Source organism: Dankookia rubra (genome assembly GCF_004355005.1).
Lineage (GTDB): Bacteria > Pseudomonadota > Alphaproteobacteria > Acetobacterales > Acetobacteraceae > Paracraurococcus > Paracraurococcus ruber_A.
Genome location: NZ_SMSJ01000055.1, coordinates 1 through 18,244, shown reverse-complemented (window position 1 = coordinate 18,244; position 18,244 = coordinate 1). Strand labels below are relative to the sequence as shown.

The 18,244-nt window shown below is 69.1% G+C and carries 15 protein-coding genes and 1 pseudogene; 7 read left to right on the top strand and 9 right to left on the bottom strand.

The annotated features are described in order from the left end of the window. Positions 1-8: 8 nt before the first annotated feature. Positions 9-1,706, bottom strand: coding sequence for a potassium-transporting ATPase subunit KdpA (kdpA, locus tag E2C06_RS25745; protein WP_133291451.1), 1,698 nt, complete (start codon positions 1,704-1,706; stop codon positions 9-11). Positions 1,707-1,710: 4 nt separating this feature from the next. After that, complete coding sequence (locus E2C06_RS25740) at positions 1,711-1,806, bottom strand: potassium-transporting ATPase subunit F (RefSeq protein WP_193560507.1); 96 nt, start codon at positions 1,804-1,806, stop codon at positions 1,711-1,713. Between the two features lie 216 nt (positions 1,807-2,022). On the opposite strand from E2C06_RS25740, the gene E2C06_RS25735 reads away from it, so the two are divergent. Both E2C06_RS25735 and E2C06_RS25730 read left to right on the top strand, forming a co-directional pair. Continuing rightward, complete coding sequence (locus E2C06_RS25735) at positions 2,023-4,683, top strand: sensor histidine kinase (RefSeq protein WP_133291450.1); 2,661 nt, start codon at positions 2,023-2,025, stop codon at positions 4,681-4,683. Next, positions 4,680-5,378 carry a response regulator gene (locus E2C06_RS25730; RefSeq protein WP_133291449.1) on the top strand — a complete coding sequence of 233 codons (699 nt, stop codon included), beginning with the start codon at positions 4,680-4,682 and terminating at the stop codon, positions 5,376-5,378. Before E2C06_RS25735 ends, E2C06_RS25730 begins: the two co-directional genes overlap by 4 nt. 183 nt (positions 5,379-5,561) lie before the next feature. Here E2C06_RS25730 and E2C06_RS25725 read toward each other — a convergent pair whose 3' ends face one another. Beyond that, entirely contained in the window at positions 5,562-6,464 is a 903-nt protein-coding gene (locus tag E2C06_RS25725) for a hypothetical protein (protein ID WP_206664693.1), read from the bottom strand. A gap of 521 nt (positions 6,465-6,985) precedes the next feature. Here E2C06_RS25725 and E2C06_RS25720 point away from each other — a divergent pair. Beyond that, on the top strand, positions 6,986-7,561 hold the full coding sequence (locus E2C06_RS25720) for an NAD(P)-dependent oxidoreductase (protein WP_133291448.1): 576 nt from the start codon (positions 6,986-6,988) through the stop codon (positions 7,559-7,561). A 100-nt stretch (positions 7,562-7,661) separates the two neighbouring features. On the opposite strand, the gene E2C06_RS25715 is transcribed toward E2C06_RS25720, so the two are convergent. Further along, entirely contained in the window at positions 7,662-8,891 is a 1,230-nt protein-coding gene (locus E2C06_RS25715; protein WP_133291447.1) for a M24 family metallopeptidase, read from the bottom strand. Positions 8,892-9,289: 398 nt separating this feature from the next. Between E2C06_RS25715 and E2C06_RS25710 the strand changes: the two genes are divergently transcribed. Both E2C06_RS25710 and E2C06_RS40425 read left to right on the top strand, forming a co-directional pair. Then, entirely contained in the window at positions 9,290-9,412 is a 123-nt protein-coding gene (locus tag E2C06_RS25710; RefSeq protein WP_133291446.1) for a transposase, read from the top strand. A gap of 21 nt (positions 9,413-9,433) precedes the next feature. After that, positions 9,434-9,556 carry a hypothetical protein gene (locus E2C06_RS40425; protein WP_277751872.1) on the top strand — a complete coding sequence of 41 codons (123 nt, stop codon included), beginning with the start codon at positions 9,434-9,436 and terminating at the stop codon, positions 9,554-9,556. A 598-nt stretch (positions 9,557-10,154) separates the two neighbouring features. Here E2C06_RS40425 and E2C06_RS37915 read toward each other — a convergent pair. The 4 genes from E2C06_RS37915 to E2C06_RS25695 all read right to left on the bottom strand — a co-directional run bounded on the left by E2C06_RS37915 (position 10,155) and on the right by E2C06_RS25695 (position 14,373). Continuing rightward, the gene (locus E2C06_RS37915) at positions 10,155-10,307 is read right to left on the bottom strand and encodes a hypothetical protein (protein ID WP_165982663.1); all 153 of its coding nucleotides are present in this window, start codon (positions 10,305-10,307) and stop codon (positions 10,155-10,157) included. An 82-nt stretch (positions 10,308-10,389) separates the two neighbouring features. Then, complete coding sequence (locus tag E2C06_RS25705; protein WP_133291445.1) at positions 10,390-13,128, bottom strand: hybrid sensor histidine kinase/response regulator; 2,739 nt, start codon at positions 13,126-13,128, stop codon at positions 10,390-10,392. Further along, a complete protein-coding gene (locus E2C06_RS25700) occupies positions 13,125-13,322 on the bottom strand; it encodes a type II toxin-antitoxin system ParD family antitoxin (protein ID WP_133291444.1) in 198 nt (65 codons plus the stop codon). Before E2C06_RS25700 ends, E2C06_RS25705 begins: the two co-directional genes overlap by 4 nt. A 652-nt stretch (positions 13,323-13,974) precedes the next feature. Beyond that, a complete protein-coding gene (locus E2C06_RS25695) occupies positions 13,975-14,373 on the bottom strand; it encodes a host attachment protein (protein ID WP_165982662.1) in 399 nt (132 codons plus the stop codon). A gap of 386 nt (positions 14,374-14,759) precedes the next feature. Between E2C06_RS25695 and E2C06_RS25690 the strand changes: the two genes are divergently transcribed. Then, positions 14,760-14,990 carry a hypothetical protein gene (locus tag E2C06_RS25690; protein ID WP_133291442.1) on the top strand — a complete coding sequence of 77 codons (231 nt, stop codon included), beginning with the start codon at positions 14,760-14,762 and terminating at the stop codon, positions 14,988-14,990. Between the two features lie 913 nt (positions 14,991-15,903). Here E2C06_RS25690 and E2C06_RS25685 read toward each other — a convergent pair. Continuing rightward, positions 15,904-16,959, bottom strand: a pseudogene (locus tag E2C06_RS25685) (IS630 family transposase); the annotation flags it as partial. A 225-nt stretch (positions 16,960-17,184) separates the two neighbouring features. Here E2C06_RS25685 and E2C06_RS25680 point away from each other — a divergent pair. Then, entirely contained in the window at positions 17,185-18,054 is an 870-nt protein-coding gene (locus tag E2C06_RS25680; protein ID WP_165982661.1) for an ABC transporter substrate-binding protein, read from the top strand. The last annotated feature ends 190 nt before the right edge of the window (positions 18,055-18,244 follow it).

Genomic DNA, 18,244 nt, shown 5'->3' with positions numbered 1-18,244 from the left:
GGTCGGCCTCAGAAGATCTTGCCGGCGGCGAGTACGAAATGCTCGGCAACCGGGCCGAGCGCGAGGGCGGGCATGAACTGCAGCCCGCCGAGGATCAGGATCAGCCCGGCCAGCAGTCCGGCGAAGAGCGGCCCATGCGTCGGGAAGGTCCCGGTCGAGGCGGCCAGTTTCGGCTTCGCCGCGAGGCTCCCCGCGATCGCCATCATCGGCACGATATAGGCAAAGCGGCCGAGCAGCATGGCGATGCCGAGGGTCGCATCCAGCCAGGGCGTGTCCGCCGCGAGCCCGCCGAAGGCGGAGCCGTTGTTCCCGGCAGCCGAGCTATAGGCGTAGAGCATCTCCGTCAGTCCATGCGGCCCGGCGTCCTGGATCGAGGATGCCGCCGCTGGCAGCACGAGGGAGACCGCGGTGAAGCCGAGGATCACGGCCGGCAGCACCAGCACCGCCAGCATCGCCAGCTTCACCTCCCGCGCCTGCACCTTCTTGCCGAGGTACTCAGGCGTGCGGCCAACCATCAGGCCGGCGACGAAGACCGCCAGCAGCACGAAGACGAGCATGCCGTAGAGGCCCGAGCCGACGCCGCCCGGCAGCACCTCGCCAAGCTGCATCAGGAACAGCGGCACCAAGCCGCCGAGCGGGGTGAAGCTGTCGAACATCGCGTTCACCGCACCGTTGCTGGCACCCGTCGTCGTCGCCGTGAACAGCGCCACCAGGGCCTGGCCGAAGCGGACCTCCTTGCCCTCCATGTTGCCCATGGCGGGATCGACTCCGGCGGCAAGGTGCAGCGGGTTCCCGCCGGCCTCGGCGGCATAGACGATCCATGTCCCGGCGATGACGAAGGCCAGCATCACCGCCAGCAGCGCCCGGCCCTGACGAATGTCGCGGACGATATGGCCGAAGGTCAGCACCAACGCGAAAGGGATCACCTGGTGCGACCAGATCTGCAGGCTCGTCGCCAGCGCGGAGGGGCCCTCGAAGGGATGCGCCGAATTCGCGCCGAAGAAGCCGCCGCCATTGGTGCCGAGATGCTTGATGGCGACCTGGAAAGCCGCCGGGCCGAGCGGGATGGTCTGCGTGCCGCCCTCCAGCGTCGTCGCCTCGACATAGGCGGCGAGCGTCTGCGGCATGCCCAAGGCGACGAAGGCGAGACCGACGAGGATCGCCAGCGGCAACAGTACATAGAGATTCAACCGCACGAAGTCGGCCCAGAAATTGCCGAGATCCTTGAGGCCGCCGCCGGAGAAGGCGCGGCAGAGCGCGAGGGCAAGCGCCATGCCGGTGGCCGCCGAGAGGAAATTCTGCACCGTGAGCCCGGCCATCTGGCTGAGGTAGCTCATTGCCGCCTCGCCGCTGTAGGCCTGCCAGTTCGTGTTGGTGACGAAGGAAACGGCGGTGTTGAAGGCGAGCCAGGGCGACAGGCCGCCGAAGCCCTGCGGGTTGAAGGGCAGCAGCCCCTGCAGCCGCAGCAGCGCGTAGAGCAGCAGGAAGCCGGCGAGGTTCGTCGCCAGCATGGCCAGCGTATAGCCCTGCCACCCCATGCCGCGCGCCGGGTCGATCCCGCCCGCGGTGTAGATGGCGCGCTCGAGTGGCGCGAGGAGAGTGACGCGGCCCGCGGCGACGGCCGCTATGGCACGCGCCAGCGGGATGGCGGCTGCCACGACGGCGGCCATGACGAGCGCGATCTGCGCCCAGCCGAGGATGGTCATGGGATCACAGGTCCTCGGGGCGAAGCAGCGCCCAAAGCAGGTAGAGCAGGAGCGCTGCGGCGACGCCGCCGCCGAGGGTCAGCTCGGTCACGGCGCTCACACCCGCTCGCAGGCGGCGACATAGGCCGCGAGCAGGCTGAAGGCGCCCACGCCTAGCGCCAGCAGGAGAAGATCAGGCACGCAATGCTCCCTTAGAAGGACCGGACAGGGCGTAGCCGCGCGGCGCGTAAAGGCTCCATGCGGGATCGGGGCGGTCCGCATAAAGGCGGCATAAAGACGCGGGCGCTGCCGCGCCGCGCCTGCTATCTGACGCGGCATGGCCGAGGGACCCGCCCGCCCCGATCCCGATGCCCTGCTCGCGCTCGTGCGGCAGGAGGATCGCGGCCGGCTGAAGGTCTTCCTCGGTGCTGCCCCTGGCGTCGGCAAGACCATGGAAATGCTGGCCGAGGCACGCCGCCGCCTCGCCGGCGGCAGCGACGTGCTGGTCGGCATCGTCGAGACGCATGGGCGGGCCGAGACCCAGGCGGCGATCGGCGACCTGCCGATCCTGCCGCGCGCCCGGATCGCCTATCGCGGCCAGTCGCTCGAGGCCTTCGACCTGGATGGCGCACTCGCACGCCGGCCGGGGATCCTGCTGCTGGACGAGCTTGCCCACACCAACGTTCCCGGCAGCCGCCACCCGAAACGCTGGCAGGATGCCGAGGAGCTGCGCGAGGCCGGCGTCGAGGTCTGGACGACGATGAACGTTCAGCATCTCGAGAGCCTGTCGGAGGCGGTCGCCCGCATCACCGGCGTTCGCGTGGCGGAGACAGTGCCCGACCGCGTCCTCGCCGAGGCGGATGCGGTGGAACTGATCGACATCCCGCCCTCCGAGTTGATCGAGCGGATGCGCCAAGGCCGCATCTACTGTCCCGACCAGGCAAGCCGTGCGCTGCGCGGCTTCTTCCGGGAGGGCAACCTTGCCGCACTGCGCGAGATGGCGCTGCGCCGGACCGCCGAGCGGGTTGACGCCGACGTCACCGGCTACATGCGCGCCAATGCCATTGCCGGCCCCTGGCCGGCCGGCGACCGCGTCATGGCCCTGGTCGGCGCCGACCCCGCGTCGGAGAGGGTGGTGCGCGAGGCACGGCGGGTCGCGGACGCCCTGAAGGCGCCGCTGGTCGCGCTGCATGTCGAGCAGCCCAGCTCGGCACCGGGCCCCGATCCCAGCCCGGCGCTTCGCCTGGCCGAACGGCTGGGAGCGACGACGGTGACCTCGGCCGCGGCTGACCTGCCAGCCGCGATTCTGCGAGAAGCGCGGGCGCGCAACGTCACCCATCTCGTGATCGGCCGCGGCCGCCCGTCCCGCTGGCGGCGCCTGGCAGGACGGACGCTGTCCGGCGCGTTGCTGCGGCAGGCGACCGACTTCACCCTGCACCTGGTGCCGGAGGCAACCGGCGCAGCGCGGCCCGCGTCCGCCGAAGCCCGGCCGCTGCCCGCCTGGGCGGGCTGGGCCGCGATCCCGGCCCTCGTCGCGGGGGCAACCGCGGTGGGCCTCGCCTTCGACGGCGCGGTGCCCGAAGGTGCGCTCGGCATGGTCTACCTCGTGCCGATCGTTGCCGCCGCCGTGGGCTTCGGGCCGGTGCATGGCGGCGTCGCCGCGGCGCTCTCCTTTCTCGCCTGGAACTTCCTGTTCCTGCCGCCGCGCTACACGCTGAGCATCGCCGGGCCGCAGGACGTGGTCGGCGTGGTGGTCTTCGCCCTGGTCGCCCTGCTGCTGGCCGGCACCACGGGCGGGCTGGGCCGCTCCGTCCGGGCCGCGCGGGCCCGCATGCTCGGCCTGCGCCGCCTCGTCGAGTTCAGCCGGCGGCTCGGCGCGGCGGGCGACAAAGGCGACCTCATGCAGGCGATCGCGGAGGAGGCCTCACGGATCGCCGGCGGTCCCGCCTGTGTGCTGCTTCTCCTGCCGCCGCTGCCGGGCGAGGCCGCGCCGGAGCCGGTGCTGCGCGCCGCCGTCCCGATCGAGGCCGAGCCGGACGAGGCGAGCATGGCGGCGGCGCGCTGGGCCGCCGCGAACCGGCGCGCGGCCGGGCGCGGCACCGACACCCTGCCATCCGCCGCCTGGCAGTTCCGCCCCATGCGCACGGCGCACGGGCTTGCCGGCCTTGTCGGCCTGCGCCAGCCCGAGGGAGGCGGTGCCCTGCACGGCGAGGCCGACCGCGCGCTGGATGCGCTGCTCGATCAGGCCGCCGTCGCGCTCGAACGTGCCGAGCTGATGGAGGAGCGCGCCCGCGGCGAGGCGCGGGCCGAGACCGAGGTGCTGCGCACCGCGCTGCTCACCTCGCTCGGCCACGATCTCAGGACGCCGCTGACCTCCATCCGCGGGGCGATCGCCACGCTGCGGACCTCCGGCCCTGCGCTGTCGGAGGCGACGCGGGCCGACCTGCTCGCCGCGGCGGAGGAGGAAACCGAGCGGCTCTCGCGCTGGATCGCCAATATCCTCGGCATCGTGCGCATCGAGAGCCGGCAGATCGAGCCGCGGCGCGAGACGGTGGACCTGGCCGAGGCGGCGGAGACCGCGGTGGCGCGCAGCGTGCGGGCGCAGGGGCGGGAGATCGCGCTCGCCCCCGGGGCGCGCCTGGCCGCGCCGCGCCTGGACCCCGCGCTGCTCGACCAGGTGCTCGCCAACCTGCTGGACAATGCGCTGAAATTCTCCGGGCCGGGCGGCCATGTCGCCGTGCGGCTCCGCCGGGAGGGGGCGGAGGTGGCCATCGCGGTCGAGGATGACGGGCCGGGCATCCCGCGGGCGGACCTGCACCGGGTCTTCGATCCCTTCTTCCGGGCGACCCGAACCGACCGCGTTGCCGCCGGCAGCGGGCTCGGCCTTGCCATCTGCCGCGGGCTCGTCCACGCCATGGGCGGCCGAATCGCGGCCGAGAGCCCGACGCTTCCGAACGGACGGGGCACGCGGATGCTGGTGAGGGTCCCCGGCGCATGAGCGAGGTTGGGCCGGTCCGTATCCTCGTCGTCGACGACGAACCGCAGATTCACCGCTTCCTCGGCCCGGCGCTGGAGGCGGCCGGCTACATGCCGCTGCGCGCGGCGACGATGGCGGAAGGCCTGCGCCTCGGGGCCGAGCGTTCGCCGGCCCTGGTGCTGCTCGATCTCGGCCTGCCCGACAGCGACGGCAAGCTGGCCATCCCGCGGCTGCGGGCCTTCACCGCGGCACCGGTCGTCGTGCTCTCCGCCCGCGACCAGGAGGCCGAGAAGGTGGCTGCCCTCGACGCCGGGGCCGACGACTACGTCGAGAAGCCTTTTGCGCTTGGCGAGCTGCTGGCCCGCATCCGCGCCGCGCTGCGGCGCGCCGGCGCCGCGACACGGCCGCCCACGGAGACGGTCGTCCGGCTCGGCCCGCTGGAGGTGGATCTTGGCCGCCGGACGGCGCGGGTGGAGGGGGCCGAGCCGCTGAAGCTGACACCGCGCGAGTGGAACCTGCTCGCCGCGCTCGTCCGCGGCGGCGAGGGTCGTGTGGTCACCCAGCGCCAGCTCCTGACGGCGGTCTGGGGGCCGGCCCATGTCGAGGACGCCCAGTACCTGCGCGTCTATATCGGCCATCTGCGGCAGAAGCTCGGGCCGGCGGCGGGCCTCATCCGAACCGAGCCGGGCGTGGGCTACCGGTTCGGCGGCGAGTAAGGGCGAGAGCCGGCGGGAAACACAGGTGCGGAACGGCCGCACAGGCGTGCCCGCTGCTGCTCCGCCCACGAGCAATCAAGGCCTGCTTGCGCCCAAGCCGTCGTCCAGAGCCGCCCGTCAGGGCTCGGCCACCGAACGCAGCCGCCGCCGTAGCAGGGCGGCTGCTGCCCGGATCGCCGTCACTCACGGCGCTTTGGCCCGACGCGTCGCCCGCGCCCGCTCCAGGGACGCCGCCTTCCGGCGTTCCTCCCGGAGAATGTCGATCGTCGGCTGCCACCAGCCACGCGACAGGTCGGCCGGGCCGGGGGCTGTCCGTGCGGGCCAGGCCCGGACCAGCTCGGCATGGGTTGGTCTCCTCCAGGTCGCCCAGATCAGCGCGGCGGGGCCGGCGGTGACGCCGGGATAGGCGCGATCGGCGATCCCGGGCTCGACAAGCTCGCCGGTGACCGCCTCGAACACCGCAGGGCCCGCATGGGTCATCAGCACGCGGCCGAGTGGCGGCAGCGTATCTTCCGGCACGGGATAGCGATGCCGGCGGCGTTCGGCCGCCTCGGCACGCCGGGCCTCGTGCTCGGGCGAAGACCGGCGGCTTTCCGCGCGCTTCCGGCGCTCCCCGGGCTCGGCCTGGCGGGCGGCATCCTCGATGGCGGGCCAGCGCCTGCGCAGGTCCTCCAATGACCGGAACGGTATGCGCCACACCTTAGATGCCGCATCCCACCGTGCCCAGGGAACCGCCCGAAGCTCGGCGATGACGGCGCGGGAATAGGGCGTCCGCACCGCGAGGTCGTCGGCGACCTCCAGGTAGCGGCTCGTGATCGGCTCGAAGGCGAAGGCGTCGCGGCCGCGCTGGTCGGCATGGGCCAACACGCCCGTCCAAGCCCGGCTCATCCATGCCGTCAGGCGTCGTTCCGCCCGCTTGCCCGGCACGAACCAGGCACTCAGGTCGTCGCGCCACCGCGCCCGCGGGAATGCCTCGCGAAAGCGCTCCACGGTCATGCGGTCATACGGGAAGGCAGCCGTCGCCCCGGGCGCGCCGTCGTCGGCGTCCCGCTGCGTCGCGCTGAACTCGACCATCTCATCGGCCACCGGTTGCTCCCTCCGTTGAAGTGGAAGTCGCCGTCCTGCCCGCTTCCGGCCTTCCTTCAGTAATTCTGGCGCGTCTCTCCCGCGGCCGCACTCGGGCGGCTCAGGAGATGTGCCGTGCAACGCAAGACATCAGCTGCCACGCTTCCGCATCGGTGGCGCTTGGTGCCACGAAGCAAGGGACGCCTCATCGGGCCCAAGCCATCGCTCAGCTCCAGGCAAGTATGGGACACAGGGTAGTCCCGGCACACTGCCCGTAAGCGGGGGAGGGCCTGCGAAGCGCCCGCTCACAGCGCTGGGCACGACCTGCACCCGGGTGGCGGACCATGCGGAAAGCGGCCCTACGCCGCTGCCGCGCGGCATGTCCCCGCCGAGTCGCCGGGTCAGGGTCGTCGCGGCCTCCGCCGGGATCGGCCGCACGGCAACGACCACCTCCGGCGTCCACCGGCTGACGGGCGCCGAGAGGGCGAGCGCGCCGGCCGGGACATCGCCGGGCCCGAAGACCGGCACGGCGATTGCCCCGGATGCGGGTCGGTCGCCCCCAGGGTGACGATCGGCAGCTCGAGCGGCAGCGCATCGCCGACCCGGACGTGCATCCGCAGCAGGTGCGGGCTGTCGGCGCGGAACAGGCACAGGCGCTGTTCGCCACGGCGGACATGGAAGGCCGCCGTCTCGGCGGTGCGGGCCACGAGTGCCTCCGGCACCGGCATCACATGCGCCCGCATGCGGAAGGACTGGGTGTAGATCGTGCCGAGCCGCAGCACCTCCGCGTCCAGCCGGTATCCGCCGTCCTCGGTTCGTGCCGGGTGGCCATGCGCCTCCAGCGAGACCGCGGCATCGTCGACGAGACGGCTCTGCTGGACGCGCTCGATGCCGGGCACTTGGCCTGGGCCGGCGTCGATGTTTTCGAGAAGGAGCCGCTGGACCTGGCCAGCCCGCTCCGCGGCCATCCGCGCGTGCTGCCGACGCCGCACCTCGCGCCCAATACCCCGCGCGGCGCGGTCGGCACGGCGGAGAGCATCGTCGTCCTGGCCGGCCGGCAGCCGGCCTTGGACGGCGCGATCGTGGTGCCGGGCTCGCTCCGTCTCGCGGCAGCCTGAGCGACGAGGGCAGCAGCCGGACCAGAGCCCAGCCTGCTTACGATCAGCGCCGGAGTCAGCGCATCCATATCCCCCGATCACGAAACACAGGCAATCTGGCTCAGGCCTGACGCCCCGCGCGATTCCAACCCCGCCCAGCATCACCGAGTGGCTCGTGGCCCGTCTCGGTCACCACGATGGTGTCCTCGAGCTTGATGAAGCCACGGGCCGGATGGAGCAGTGTCGTTTCGACCGAAAGGACCATCCCCGCTTCGAGCGCACGCCCGGCATCATGCGCCGCGTACGGGATCGGGCCAGTGGCTGTCAGCCAGGGTGCCTCGTGCTGTACCAAGCCCATGCCGTGCGCCAGGAATTCCAGGTGCGTGGACAAAGGCGACGCGGCCGCAGCTTCCTCGCCGGCGGATTGCACTTCACCGCCCAACACACCAGCACGGATTCTACTGCGGGCCATTTGCTGAATCGAATCCACTTCAGCGAGCAGATCCTCCAACTCGCTATCCGGCTCGCCGACGATGCCCATGCGGCAGAGGTCGCCGATATAGCCCTGGTACCGCCCGCCGGAATCGAGCGAGAGAATGTCGCCTTCCTGGATCGGTTGTGCTGAAGCAGCTCGATTAAGGCCGGCACCGGCAGTAATGAGACAATATTCGAAGGTCAGGCCGCGGTGCTCCTCCTCCCGCCGCAGTCGTGCCACAAGTTCAGACTTCGTCTGGCCCGGCGCGCAGGCGGCAAAGGTGGCGAGCATGGACTCGACCACCCGCTCGGAGGCTTCGCGCAGCAACACGAGCTCGGCCGGGCTCTTGCGGGCACGCAAGCGCTCGAGCGCCTGGCTGGCATCGAGAAGCGCGCAGTTTGCCAACCCGTCGCGCAGTACGGCAGCGGAGTCGGAAGGCAGATATGCTGGCTCGATACCGACCCGGCGCAGCGGCACATCGAGGCCGCGCAGATAAGCGACCGCATGCTCGATGGCATCCGTGGTAGTGCCGGACACCGTCTTCACGACCGGCGTCCAGAACCGCCCGAGCTGGTGCTCGTGTTTCTCCAGGCGATGCGCGATGTAAGCCGTCAGCTCCGGCCGCTCGCGGACGTACACCATGACCGGCAGGTAGCGGCTCAAGCCGATGGCATCACGGTGATCAAAGAAAGGAAAGCTGTAGCCGCCGAGCATGTACTGAGCCGCTTGGCGCGAGGTCGTGACCACGGCGTCAACATCTGCCGCGCCGAGCAGTGAGTCGAGGCGACTTGCGTCAAAGGGCGGCCTCCCCTGCACGACACGGCTCGCTTCTGCAACAGACTCAACGACGGATCGGGATTGCGTGGTGGCGGACATGGCACGTCTCCCCTTTAAGCAGCACGCGTTGCAGATAGTGGGCAGCAAGACGGTGGCGCATGCAAGGTCTGAGCGCCCCAATCTGCTCGCAGTGGTCGAAGGGACTTGGCTTCTCGCCGAAGCATTTCGATCGCGGTAGCTGGTATGGCCGCCGGTTGATAAGCCTGTCCTGTTGGCGTCACTAGGTTGCCATCGACTGTATCCAATGCTCGAGAAAGGCGCGCAGCGACATCTTGGCGCCCCGGCTCGCGTTCGCCCGCCGTCGATTGTTAAACGCCCGGAACCGCGCGCATGAGGCGTGTGCATCGATCGGAATTGACCTGCCCCCGAACTTCAAACTGGTGACAAGCGGGAAAATTCTCGGTCAGGCTCTGCCGTGCTGACTGAGGAGACGGGCCATGAGGCGGTCCCCGTTCACCGACCAGCAGATCACTTTCATCCTGCGTCAGGTCGAGGAAGGGACAGCGGTGGAGGAGGTCTGCCGGAAGGCGGGCATTTCCATCCGGACCGACGACCGCTGACGCAAGAAGTATGGTGGCCTGATGCCGTCCGAGATGCGGCGGCTGAAGCAGCTCGAAAAGGGAAGCCGGCGGCTGCCGCGGCCGGTGGTGCACCTGTCCCTCGACAAGGAAGTGCCGCAGGACGTCGTCCGCCGAAAGCCATGAAGCCTGAGCGCTGCCGGGGGGATTGTGGACCTTCTCCGAGGTGCCTTGCGGGTGAGCGCGCGACGGGGCTGCGCGGTGCTGAGGGGCGCCGCGCTCGTCGTACCATCGCCACTCCAGGCGGGGCACGCAGGCAGAGCTTGGCAAGCGCATCGAGCAGCAGCAGGGCGCGGTCGCGGGTGCCGGCGAGGCCGGGGCCGCAGCCGGCGACAAGGCGGCGGACCTCGGCGGTGGTCAGCGCCGCGGCCTGCCGCGCCGGGGCGCCGTGCCGGCGGAGGATGCCGCGCAGGGTGTGGCGGATCGCTGGGTCGCCGGGGTTCCAGGGATGCCCGGCGAGCGCGTGCGCCTGGCCGATCGCCGAGAGCCGCCGGCGCAGGGCGCTGCGGCCGTGGGTGGAGGCCATGGAGGCGAAATAGGCGGCGATCGCCTGCGGTGCCACGGGGAGAGACTGGTGGCCGTGCCGGCCGCACCACGCGGCCCAGTCGGCGCGGTAGGCCCGGCGGGTCGCGGCCAGCAGGCTTTCGGTGAGGTAGGCGGCCGCTGCTGTGGCGGGGACAGTGGCCGATGCGGCGCGCGCGGGCAGGTCGGACATGCCGAGATTTCAGCCGCCGGGCCTGTGTGCCCACGCCTTGGCGGCCGCCAGATGCCGGTCCCAGCCCAGGGTGGTGGTGATGCTCTGCTCGAGTGCGCCACGACCGGACACCAGCAACACCACACCTGCCGCCCCCGTCAGCAGCGACAGGTCGAGTGGCACGGCATAACCCCTCTGCCTCCACCAGCAGGGCGGCTGGCGTGGCAAGCAGCAGGGCGATGCCGCGTTCGGTCTATCTCGAACCTCATCGGCTCGATCGCAGCACCCGCGACAGACCCTCGACCGAGTAGGGCTTGTTCAGCAGCTCGAACCCTTGGGTGCCGCCGTGCGCCAGCACGTGGCTGTAGCCGCTGGTGAGGACGACCGGCAGGTCCGGCCACCGGCACCGGATCGCCTTCCCGAGTTCCACACCGTTCATCCCCGGCATGACCACGTCGGAGAACACCACGTCAAACCGGCTCGCATCGTCCGTCAGCAGCTCGAGCGCCGCTTTGGCGTTCGATGCCCAGGTGGCGACGTAGCCGAGGTCCTCCAGCATCTGCCGAGCGAACTCACCAACCTGGGTGTTGTCCTCAACCAGAAGCACGTTCCGGCGTCCATCCACAGGCGTATCAGCCTCCCCCCCTGACAACGTCGGCTGCACCACCAGCTTCGCTTCCGTCTGAGGGAGATAGAGGGTGAAGGTTGAGCCTCGGCCGACCTCGCTCTCGACCTGGAGCTCGCCACCGGATTGCTTGGCAAAGCCATAGACCTGACTCAGGCCGAGGCCGGTCCCCTTGCCCGGCTCCTTGGTCGTGAAGAACGGCTCGAAGATCCGTCCCAACATTTCCGACGCGATCCCTATCCCCATGTCGGATAACGACACCGCAACGAAGGCGCCGGGTGTGCCCGCGTGCCCCCGGGTCGGTGGCACCTTGGATGCCAGCCAGGTTCGCAGCGTCAAGCGGCCCTCGCCTTCCATCGCGTCGCGCGCGTTTACCGCAAGGTTGACCAGTGCCGTCTCGAACTGGCTCGGGTCTGCCTCCACCGTGCAACCTTGGCATTCAATCGAAGTCTCGATCGCCACGCGCACCCCCACCAGCGGGCGGACGAGTTCGACGACCGACCGAACCCGCTCACCGACGACGAAGACCTCGGGCTTGAGCGGCTGACGTCGCGCAAAGGCCAGCAGTTGCCCCGTGAGCTTGGCCGCCCGGTCCGCTGTTTCCACGATGGCTTCCACATACCGCCGCCGCCGCTCTTCGGGCAGGTTCGACCGCCGGAGCAGCCCCGCAGACGAGCGAATGATGGTCAGCAGGTTGTTGAAGTCATGCGCTACTCCGCCGGTAAGCTGCCCCACGGCCTCTAGCTTCTGGCTTTGCCGCAGCGCCTCCTCTTGGCGCCGGAACTCGGTCGCGCGGTGCGCCACCTCGACCTCGAGATGTTCATTCAACCGCCGCAGTTCCCGCTCCGACTGCCGGCGCTCAGTGACGTCGAGCATGGCGCCAATCATCCGCAGTGGCTCGCCATTCGGGCCGCGCACCATGTAGCCGCGGTCGAGCACGTCAGCGTAACCATCGTCGGCCCGCCGGAAACGATACTCGTCGGCCCAGCGATCACCACCGCCCTTGATCACCGCATGAATGGACCGGGAAACCCGTTCTCGGTCCTCGGGGTGGATATGCTCAAACCACCAGCCGCCTGAAGAGATCAAACCATCCACCCGGTGACCGTAGGCATCGCGCAGTGCCTCGTTCCACTCGATGCGATCGCGCTGCAGGTCCCAGTCCCAAACCGCGTCGTTGGTCGCCCGCACTGCCACGTGGTAGCGCTCCTCGCTGGCCCGCAGTGCCGCCTCGGCCTCTCTCCGGTCGGTGACGTCGAGGACGAACTCGACTACCTCGTCGCCGATCTGCCGCGCCGCGAACAGGCCCCACCACCGCGAGCCGTCCTGGCGGTAGAACTGCTTCTCGTACGGGGTGGTCTCGCCGACCGTAGAGAGCTCCTCCTCCGCTCTGAGAGAGGGCGCATGGAACTCGGGCGGGGTCAGTTCCTGCCAAGTCTTGCCGATCACCTCGTCATGGCTGAAGCCGGTCATGTGGAGGAAGGCGTCGTTCACCTCCGTCAGGGCAGAGCGCGGTCCCCAAAACATCACGCCGACCGTGCTGATGCCGAGCGCGGCCCGGAGCCGCGCCTCGCTTACCCGCAGCGCCTCGCGGGAGCGCTCGCGCTCGGTAACGTCGCGCGACGAAGCAACCAGGAGCTCCGGCCCGCCGTGCCCGCCCGGTACCGGTGTGACCTGGACGTCCCACCAGCGCGGCGTGTTGGCGGGGCCATGGCCATGGAAGCGGCCGACCCGGCCTGCAGCGGCCTCGGCCAGGGCCACCCTGACCTTGTCCCGCTCCTCCTCCGGCCAGAGGGCAGCGTAGTCCCGGCCGCGCACCTCCTCCAAACCGCTGAAGCCGAGCATGGCCAGGCCAGGCCCGTTCATGAGGACAAGATGCCCGTCAGGGGTCAGGAGCTTGAGGCAATCGGCGCTGTTCTCAAAAACGCTACGCAGCACCGCCTCGCTTGCCCGGAGCCGCTCCCCGGCAAGGTGTTGCGCGGTGCGGTCGCGGACGATTTTGACGTAGCCGATGTGCTCGCCCGTCTCGTCATCCTCGAGCCGCGTCATCGAACCCGAACCCCAGAAGCGAGTACCGTCCTTGCGAATGTGCCAGCGCTCGTCCGCCGCCCGGCCGCTACTCCGGGCCCTGGCCATTTCCTGCCCGCAGGTGTTTGCCGCCTGGTCCTCAGGCGTGAAAATCATGCGAGCTTCCCGGCCGACTGCCTCGTCTTCCGACCAGCCCATCACCCGCTCGGCGGCGCTGTTCCAGCTCGTGATGGTGCCGTCGAGACAGATCGTGAGGACTGCGAAGTCGGCCGAGCTCTCCAGGACGAGTTCGGCAAGGCGGCCCGGGCTCGGCAGCCGGTGGCGGGCGAGGTCAACCTTGCGGCTGTTCATCGGCGTTGCTCGGCGTCGGGGTGGCAAAGACGGGCGGGAGGCTCGAGCGGCAGCGCCTCGGCACGATCGAGCAGACGCAGACCGGCGCGGACGACCTCGCTGGAGCTCTGGTACCGGCCGGAGACGACGAGACGCTCGACGAGGCGGCGAAGCTCCGCCGTCAAGGCGACATGGAGGCTGTGGTGGGCTGGCATAGCGTCTAAGTAGATGGGCGTTAGGAGGGTGTCACCCTTATTGATGGCGGCCGCCCTACAGCGAGGCATCACGGCGCTGACCCGCGGAGGGATGAGCACTCCGGGGGACTGAAAGCGCGGCGTGTGGAGCCGTGCTGGTGCACTGAAAGCCCGCGGCCGACTGCGATTGTGGCAGCCCTCACCTAACACGCGGGAAAGGCAGAGAACGCATGGTAGGCAGCATCCCATTCGATGCGAAAAAGAAAGGCCGTCCCGTGCTTCCCAACACCGGGACGGCCCAACGCCAGGCTTTCCGTCAACGCGACAATGCGACCCAAGAAGCAGCGCCCCTCCGATCGACGAGCGAACGCCAGTCGAACTGCGACGGTTCTATTTTGAACAGAAGCTACCGCCGCCCGCCAAACCGCAGGCTGCCTGGCCTCCCCACCCTGCCCAGCAGGCCGCGCCAGGAAGTCCGCCTGGCAGTCAGAGGCGCCGGAGGTACGGTGATGCCGCAGAAGCCCAGCAGGAAGCCCGTACATGGCGCCTTCATCACCGCGCGCCCACAGCACCTTCAGCCGCGGTCATCGCCAGCTCGCAGGTCATTTCCCGCACGTAATCCAGCTCGATTGCGGAATTCAACAGCGGAACACCTCGCCAGCAGACGGCCGGGTCAGCTGAAGTGCGAGGTCAATTCCTTATCGGGCAGGTTTACGTAGTCCTTGCTCATGGTCTTGTTGACCAAGCTGCCGGCTTCCTTGCTGAGGCCCTCGCGGATGCCGTGCAGCACTTGGGCTGAGGCGGCAATGATAAGGGAATCCGTCTGGTTACGACGCACCGCCTCGTTCAGGTAGTCTGCCACGGCCTTTGCAAAATGCGCTTCCGACTGGTCCTTCGGGTCGGATTTCGGCGCCTTCAGTTGGCTCACGCCGGAGTCCGCATTCTCCACTGCATTCGACTTGCCGGAAGCATCGAAGCTGTGCTGCGTGCGAAGCCCATCATCAGTATGGACCAGGATGCGAGCTTTGCCGCCATCCGCCACCACGTACCAAGTGTTGTCGAGCTTGCTCATGTTAATCTCCAATTTTCCACCAAAATGGCTTGGTGAGGCGACTGAACGTGCCACCGCGCTCTTCGACGGCATTCCCCCACAATATTTGTAGCTATTCGCGTGCTGGCACTCGGAAACTAAATTGTATTTGAGACATTCCCCTGATGCTACTCTTTCCATAACATCGTGAGCCGTGGCGAGCGGATAAAGGCGTAGGCTAAGCTCGAGGCCCCTCCCCTGCTAACGGCTGCGCTCGGAACGCGTGTCAGGGGCCGCCCGTGGTGATCGGTTCTCGCCGCGCTGCGCCCGTGCAGTGGGCCGCCTCGCTGCGGTTTACCGCATCTCAGGGGAGCTCTCGTTCGGCGTGGGTTTACAAACCGGCAGCAGCGACATGCGACCTTGCCAGCATGGCTATCACTGCCAAGGACCTCCTGCGGCTCTATGCGACCTTGGCAGAGCACCGCGCGCTGCCATACGATGCCAAACTAATTCCGACGTGTTTTGACTACGGCATCTTCCTTGCACACGGCGGGATGGACCTGCCGCATTGGCTGACCACCGCACCGCATTGGGCCCAGTCTGCTGTGACCATAGGTCGGTCGAGCGCCTTGCGCGTGATCAAACAGGACCGGTTGTAGCCGGAAACAGCGCCGCCACCGTTTCCCGGGTTTGCGGGCAGGTGGTTGCGCCTCTCACCCCGCCAGGACACACCCTGCCTCGCGCCTCAAAGCCGCACTCGTGCTGTAATGCGCATTCATCGGGGCTCGAAAAACTCTTAGTTATAGAGCCGGCTTGGGCCATCTTGAGGCCGGCGCCGGGTCGCACGGGGATAATACCTGTAAAACCGGCAAACTCATCCAAGTGCACCCAAGCCGGCTCTATAACATTGCTGGAAACGAGAGTGGCCTTCGAACAACGCTGAGGCAACTCTCGGAGGCGCTGCAGGCCGGGCCGGTCACGCTGGCCAGCCTGCCCGACGAGGTCAGGCGCGACTGGATTGCGCCGGACGGAGAGGCCCGCGCCGAGGTGGTACCCCGCGGCACAACCGGCGGAAACGCGGCACCGCGGCGGTTCGCGGCCGCGGTACAGGCGGAGGCAGCGGGAGCGAGCGGCTCGCCGGTTTCCATCCTTGCCTCCACGCGCACCATTCTGGGGGCTTTCCTGAAAGCCGGGGGCATTGCCCTGGTGCTGGTAGTTGGGCTCCTGGCGGCAGCGCTGCGGGATGCGCGGCCGGTGGCTCTGGGGCTGGCATCGCTGCTCCTGGCCATGCTGCAAACCCTGGCGGCCTCGGCCCTGCTGGGGCCGACACTCAACCTCGCCAACATCATCGCCCTGCCGCTGCTGTTCGGCATCGGCGTCGCCTTCGACGTCTACTACGTCATGGCCTGGAAGGCGGGCGAGCGCGACCTGCTCTCGACCGCGATGACGCGCGGCATGCTGTTCAGCACCCTGACCACCTTCGGCGCCTTCGGCACGCTGGCCCTGTCCTCGCATCCAGGGACGGCCAGCATGGGCGTGCTGCTGACATTGTCCCTGTTCTACGTCCTCGTGGATGGAATCCAACGCTTGGTGCCCTCGCCTGACGGCGGCGATGATGGCGTCCGGGTCCCTGGTCCATCGGAAGGGCCTTGGCCTGGCGTTGGCCTCAGCGACGAAGCGGTTGATGGCTGCCTGGAGCGAGAAAAGCGAGTGGAAGACGCCGCGCTTTAGGCGCCGTTTGGTCAGCTTGGCGAAGAACCCCTCTACGGCGTTGAGCCAAGACGCGCTGGTCGGTGTGAAGTGGAAGGTCCAGCGCGGATACCGGGCAAGCCACTGGACAACCTTGGGGCGCTTGTGGACGGCGTAGTTGTCGACGATGGCATGCACCAGCTTGCCGGCGGGCACGTCCGCCTCGACGGCGTTGAGGAAGCGTATGACCTCCTGATGTCGATGGCGCTGCATGCAGCGGCCGATGACCTTGCCCGCGGCCACGTCCAGCGCGGCGAAGAGCGTGGTAGTGCCGTTGCGGATGTAGTCATGGGTCATGGCGCCGCAGCGGCCGGGCTGGGTGCGGTCGAGCGCCTGGATCTGGCTCTTCTTGTCGATCGACAGGACCACGGCATGGGCCGGCGGATCGACGCAGAGGCCGAAGACGCCGCGGACCCTCTCGGCAAAACGCGGGTCGTTCGAGAGCTTGAACCGTCGCATCCGGTGCGGCTGCAGGCCGTGGCTGCGCCAGATGCGATGCACCAAGCTGACGCTGACGCCACTGGCCTTCGCCATCGCCAGCGCCGTCCAGTGCGTGGTCTCGCCGGGCGGGTCCGAGAGTGTCAACCGCACCACACGCTCGATGATCTCCGCACCGAGCGGCGGGATGCGCGGCGGGCGGGTCTTGTCGTCCAGGAGCCCGTTCACGCCGGCCTGCATGAACCGCTCCTGCCAGCGCCAGACGGCGGTCTTGGATACGCCCGCTTGGCGCATGATCTCCGTCGTGCCATGGCCGTCCGCGGTCAGCAGCACGATCCGGGCACGCCAGACGTGCTGCTGCGGGCTGTTCCGGTCACCGATGATGCCGAGCAACCGTTCGCGGTCGCTGGCAGAAACATGCAGACTGATCCCGCTGCGCATGCCCAGGATTCGCACATCGCACCGCGCCCGGGGAATCCCCGCCGGATTTTCCCCTTATGGTTCATCCTCCAGTCGGGCGCGTCAGCCAGTAGGTGCCCTTCAGTAACCGCGTGAAACGCCCCGCGGGCGGAAGCCGGCACAGGTGGTAGTCTGGCTACCGACCTGAGGAGGCTCGCCATGGTCCCGTCCGAACGCCAAGCCACCCGGGTGAAGCGGGTCGGGGTGATGCTCCCCGCCGCGCCGGGTCCCAACCTCTCCCTAGACGTATTCCGTGAAGGCCTGCGCGAGCTCGGCTACGTCGAGGGGCAGGACATCGCCTTCGAACCCCGGTTCACGAACCAGATGGCTCAGCTTCCCGACCTCGCGGCCGAACTGGTCGGGCTCGGCGTGGACGTGATCGCCGTCGTCGGTGCCGTGACGGCCCGGGCGGCGATGCGGGCGACCGCCGACATCCCCATCGTCTTCACGGTGGTAGTCGATGCCGTCGAGGATGAGCTGGTCCCCGCCATGGAGCGGCCTGGTGGAAACGTCACGGGGGTGACCAGCTTCGACCCGGAGCAGCCCCGCAGCCAGATGCGGCTGCTGAAGGAGGCCATTCCCGGGCTTCAACGGGTGGCGATCCTCGGCGACGCGGCCATCATGGGGGCGCTGATGGCCGCCAACGAGGCCGCGGCGAAGGCTGAAGGCCTGAACCCGCACGCCCTGCTGCTGCAGGGGCCCGCACCAGACCTCGACGGCGCCTTCGCGGCCATCCGGCAGGCGGGCGCAGAGGCCCTGCTGGTGCTGGAGGTGCCTGTGACCAACGCCCATGGCGGGCGGATCGCCGAACGGGCAACAGCAATGCGGCTACCCTCGATGTTCGCCGTGGACCGGGCGGTCCACGAGCCGATGCTCGCCTACGGCACCAGCATCCTGGAGGCGGCACGGCGCATGGCGGGAGTGGTGGACCACATTTTGAAAGGGGCCAGACCGGGAGACCTACCGGTCGAGGCGGTCACGCGGCACGGTCTGGTCGTCAATCTCAAGGTGGCCCGGAAGATCGGCGTGACGATCCCACCGGACGTCCTTGGACGCGCCGACCGGGTGATCGAGTAAGGCTGGGGAAGCGCAGGTCTCCCGGCCCCTCGTGCCGGGCCGGGTGACGGAATACCTGCCGGGACTCTTCCGTCAGGTGCGATCGCCTAGCAGGCTGCTGAAATTCCCTCTCGTGACTGGCGCTGGATCGTGATTCGCTCGCCCCTGTCGGGGGGCGAGGTCAGGATGCGCGGCAAGGACGAGGTTCGGG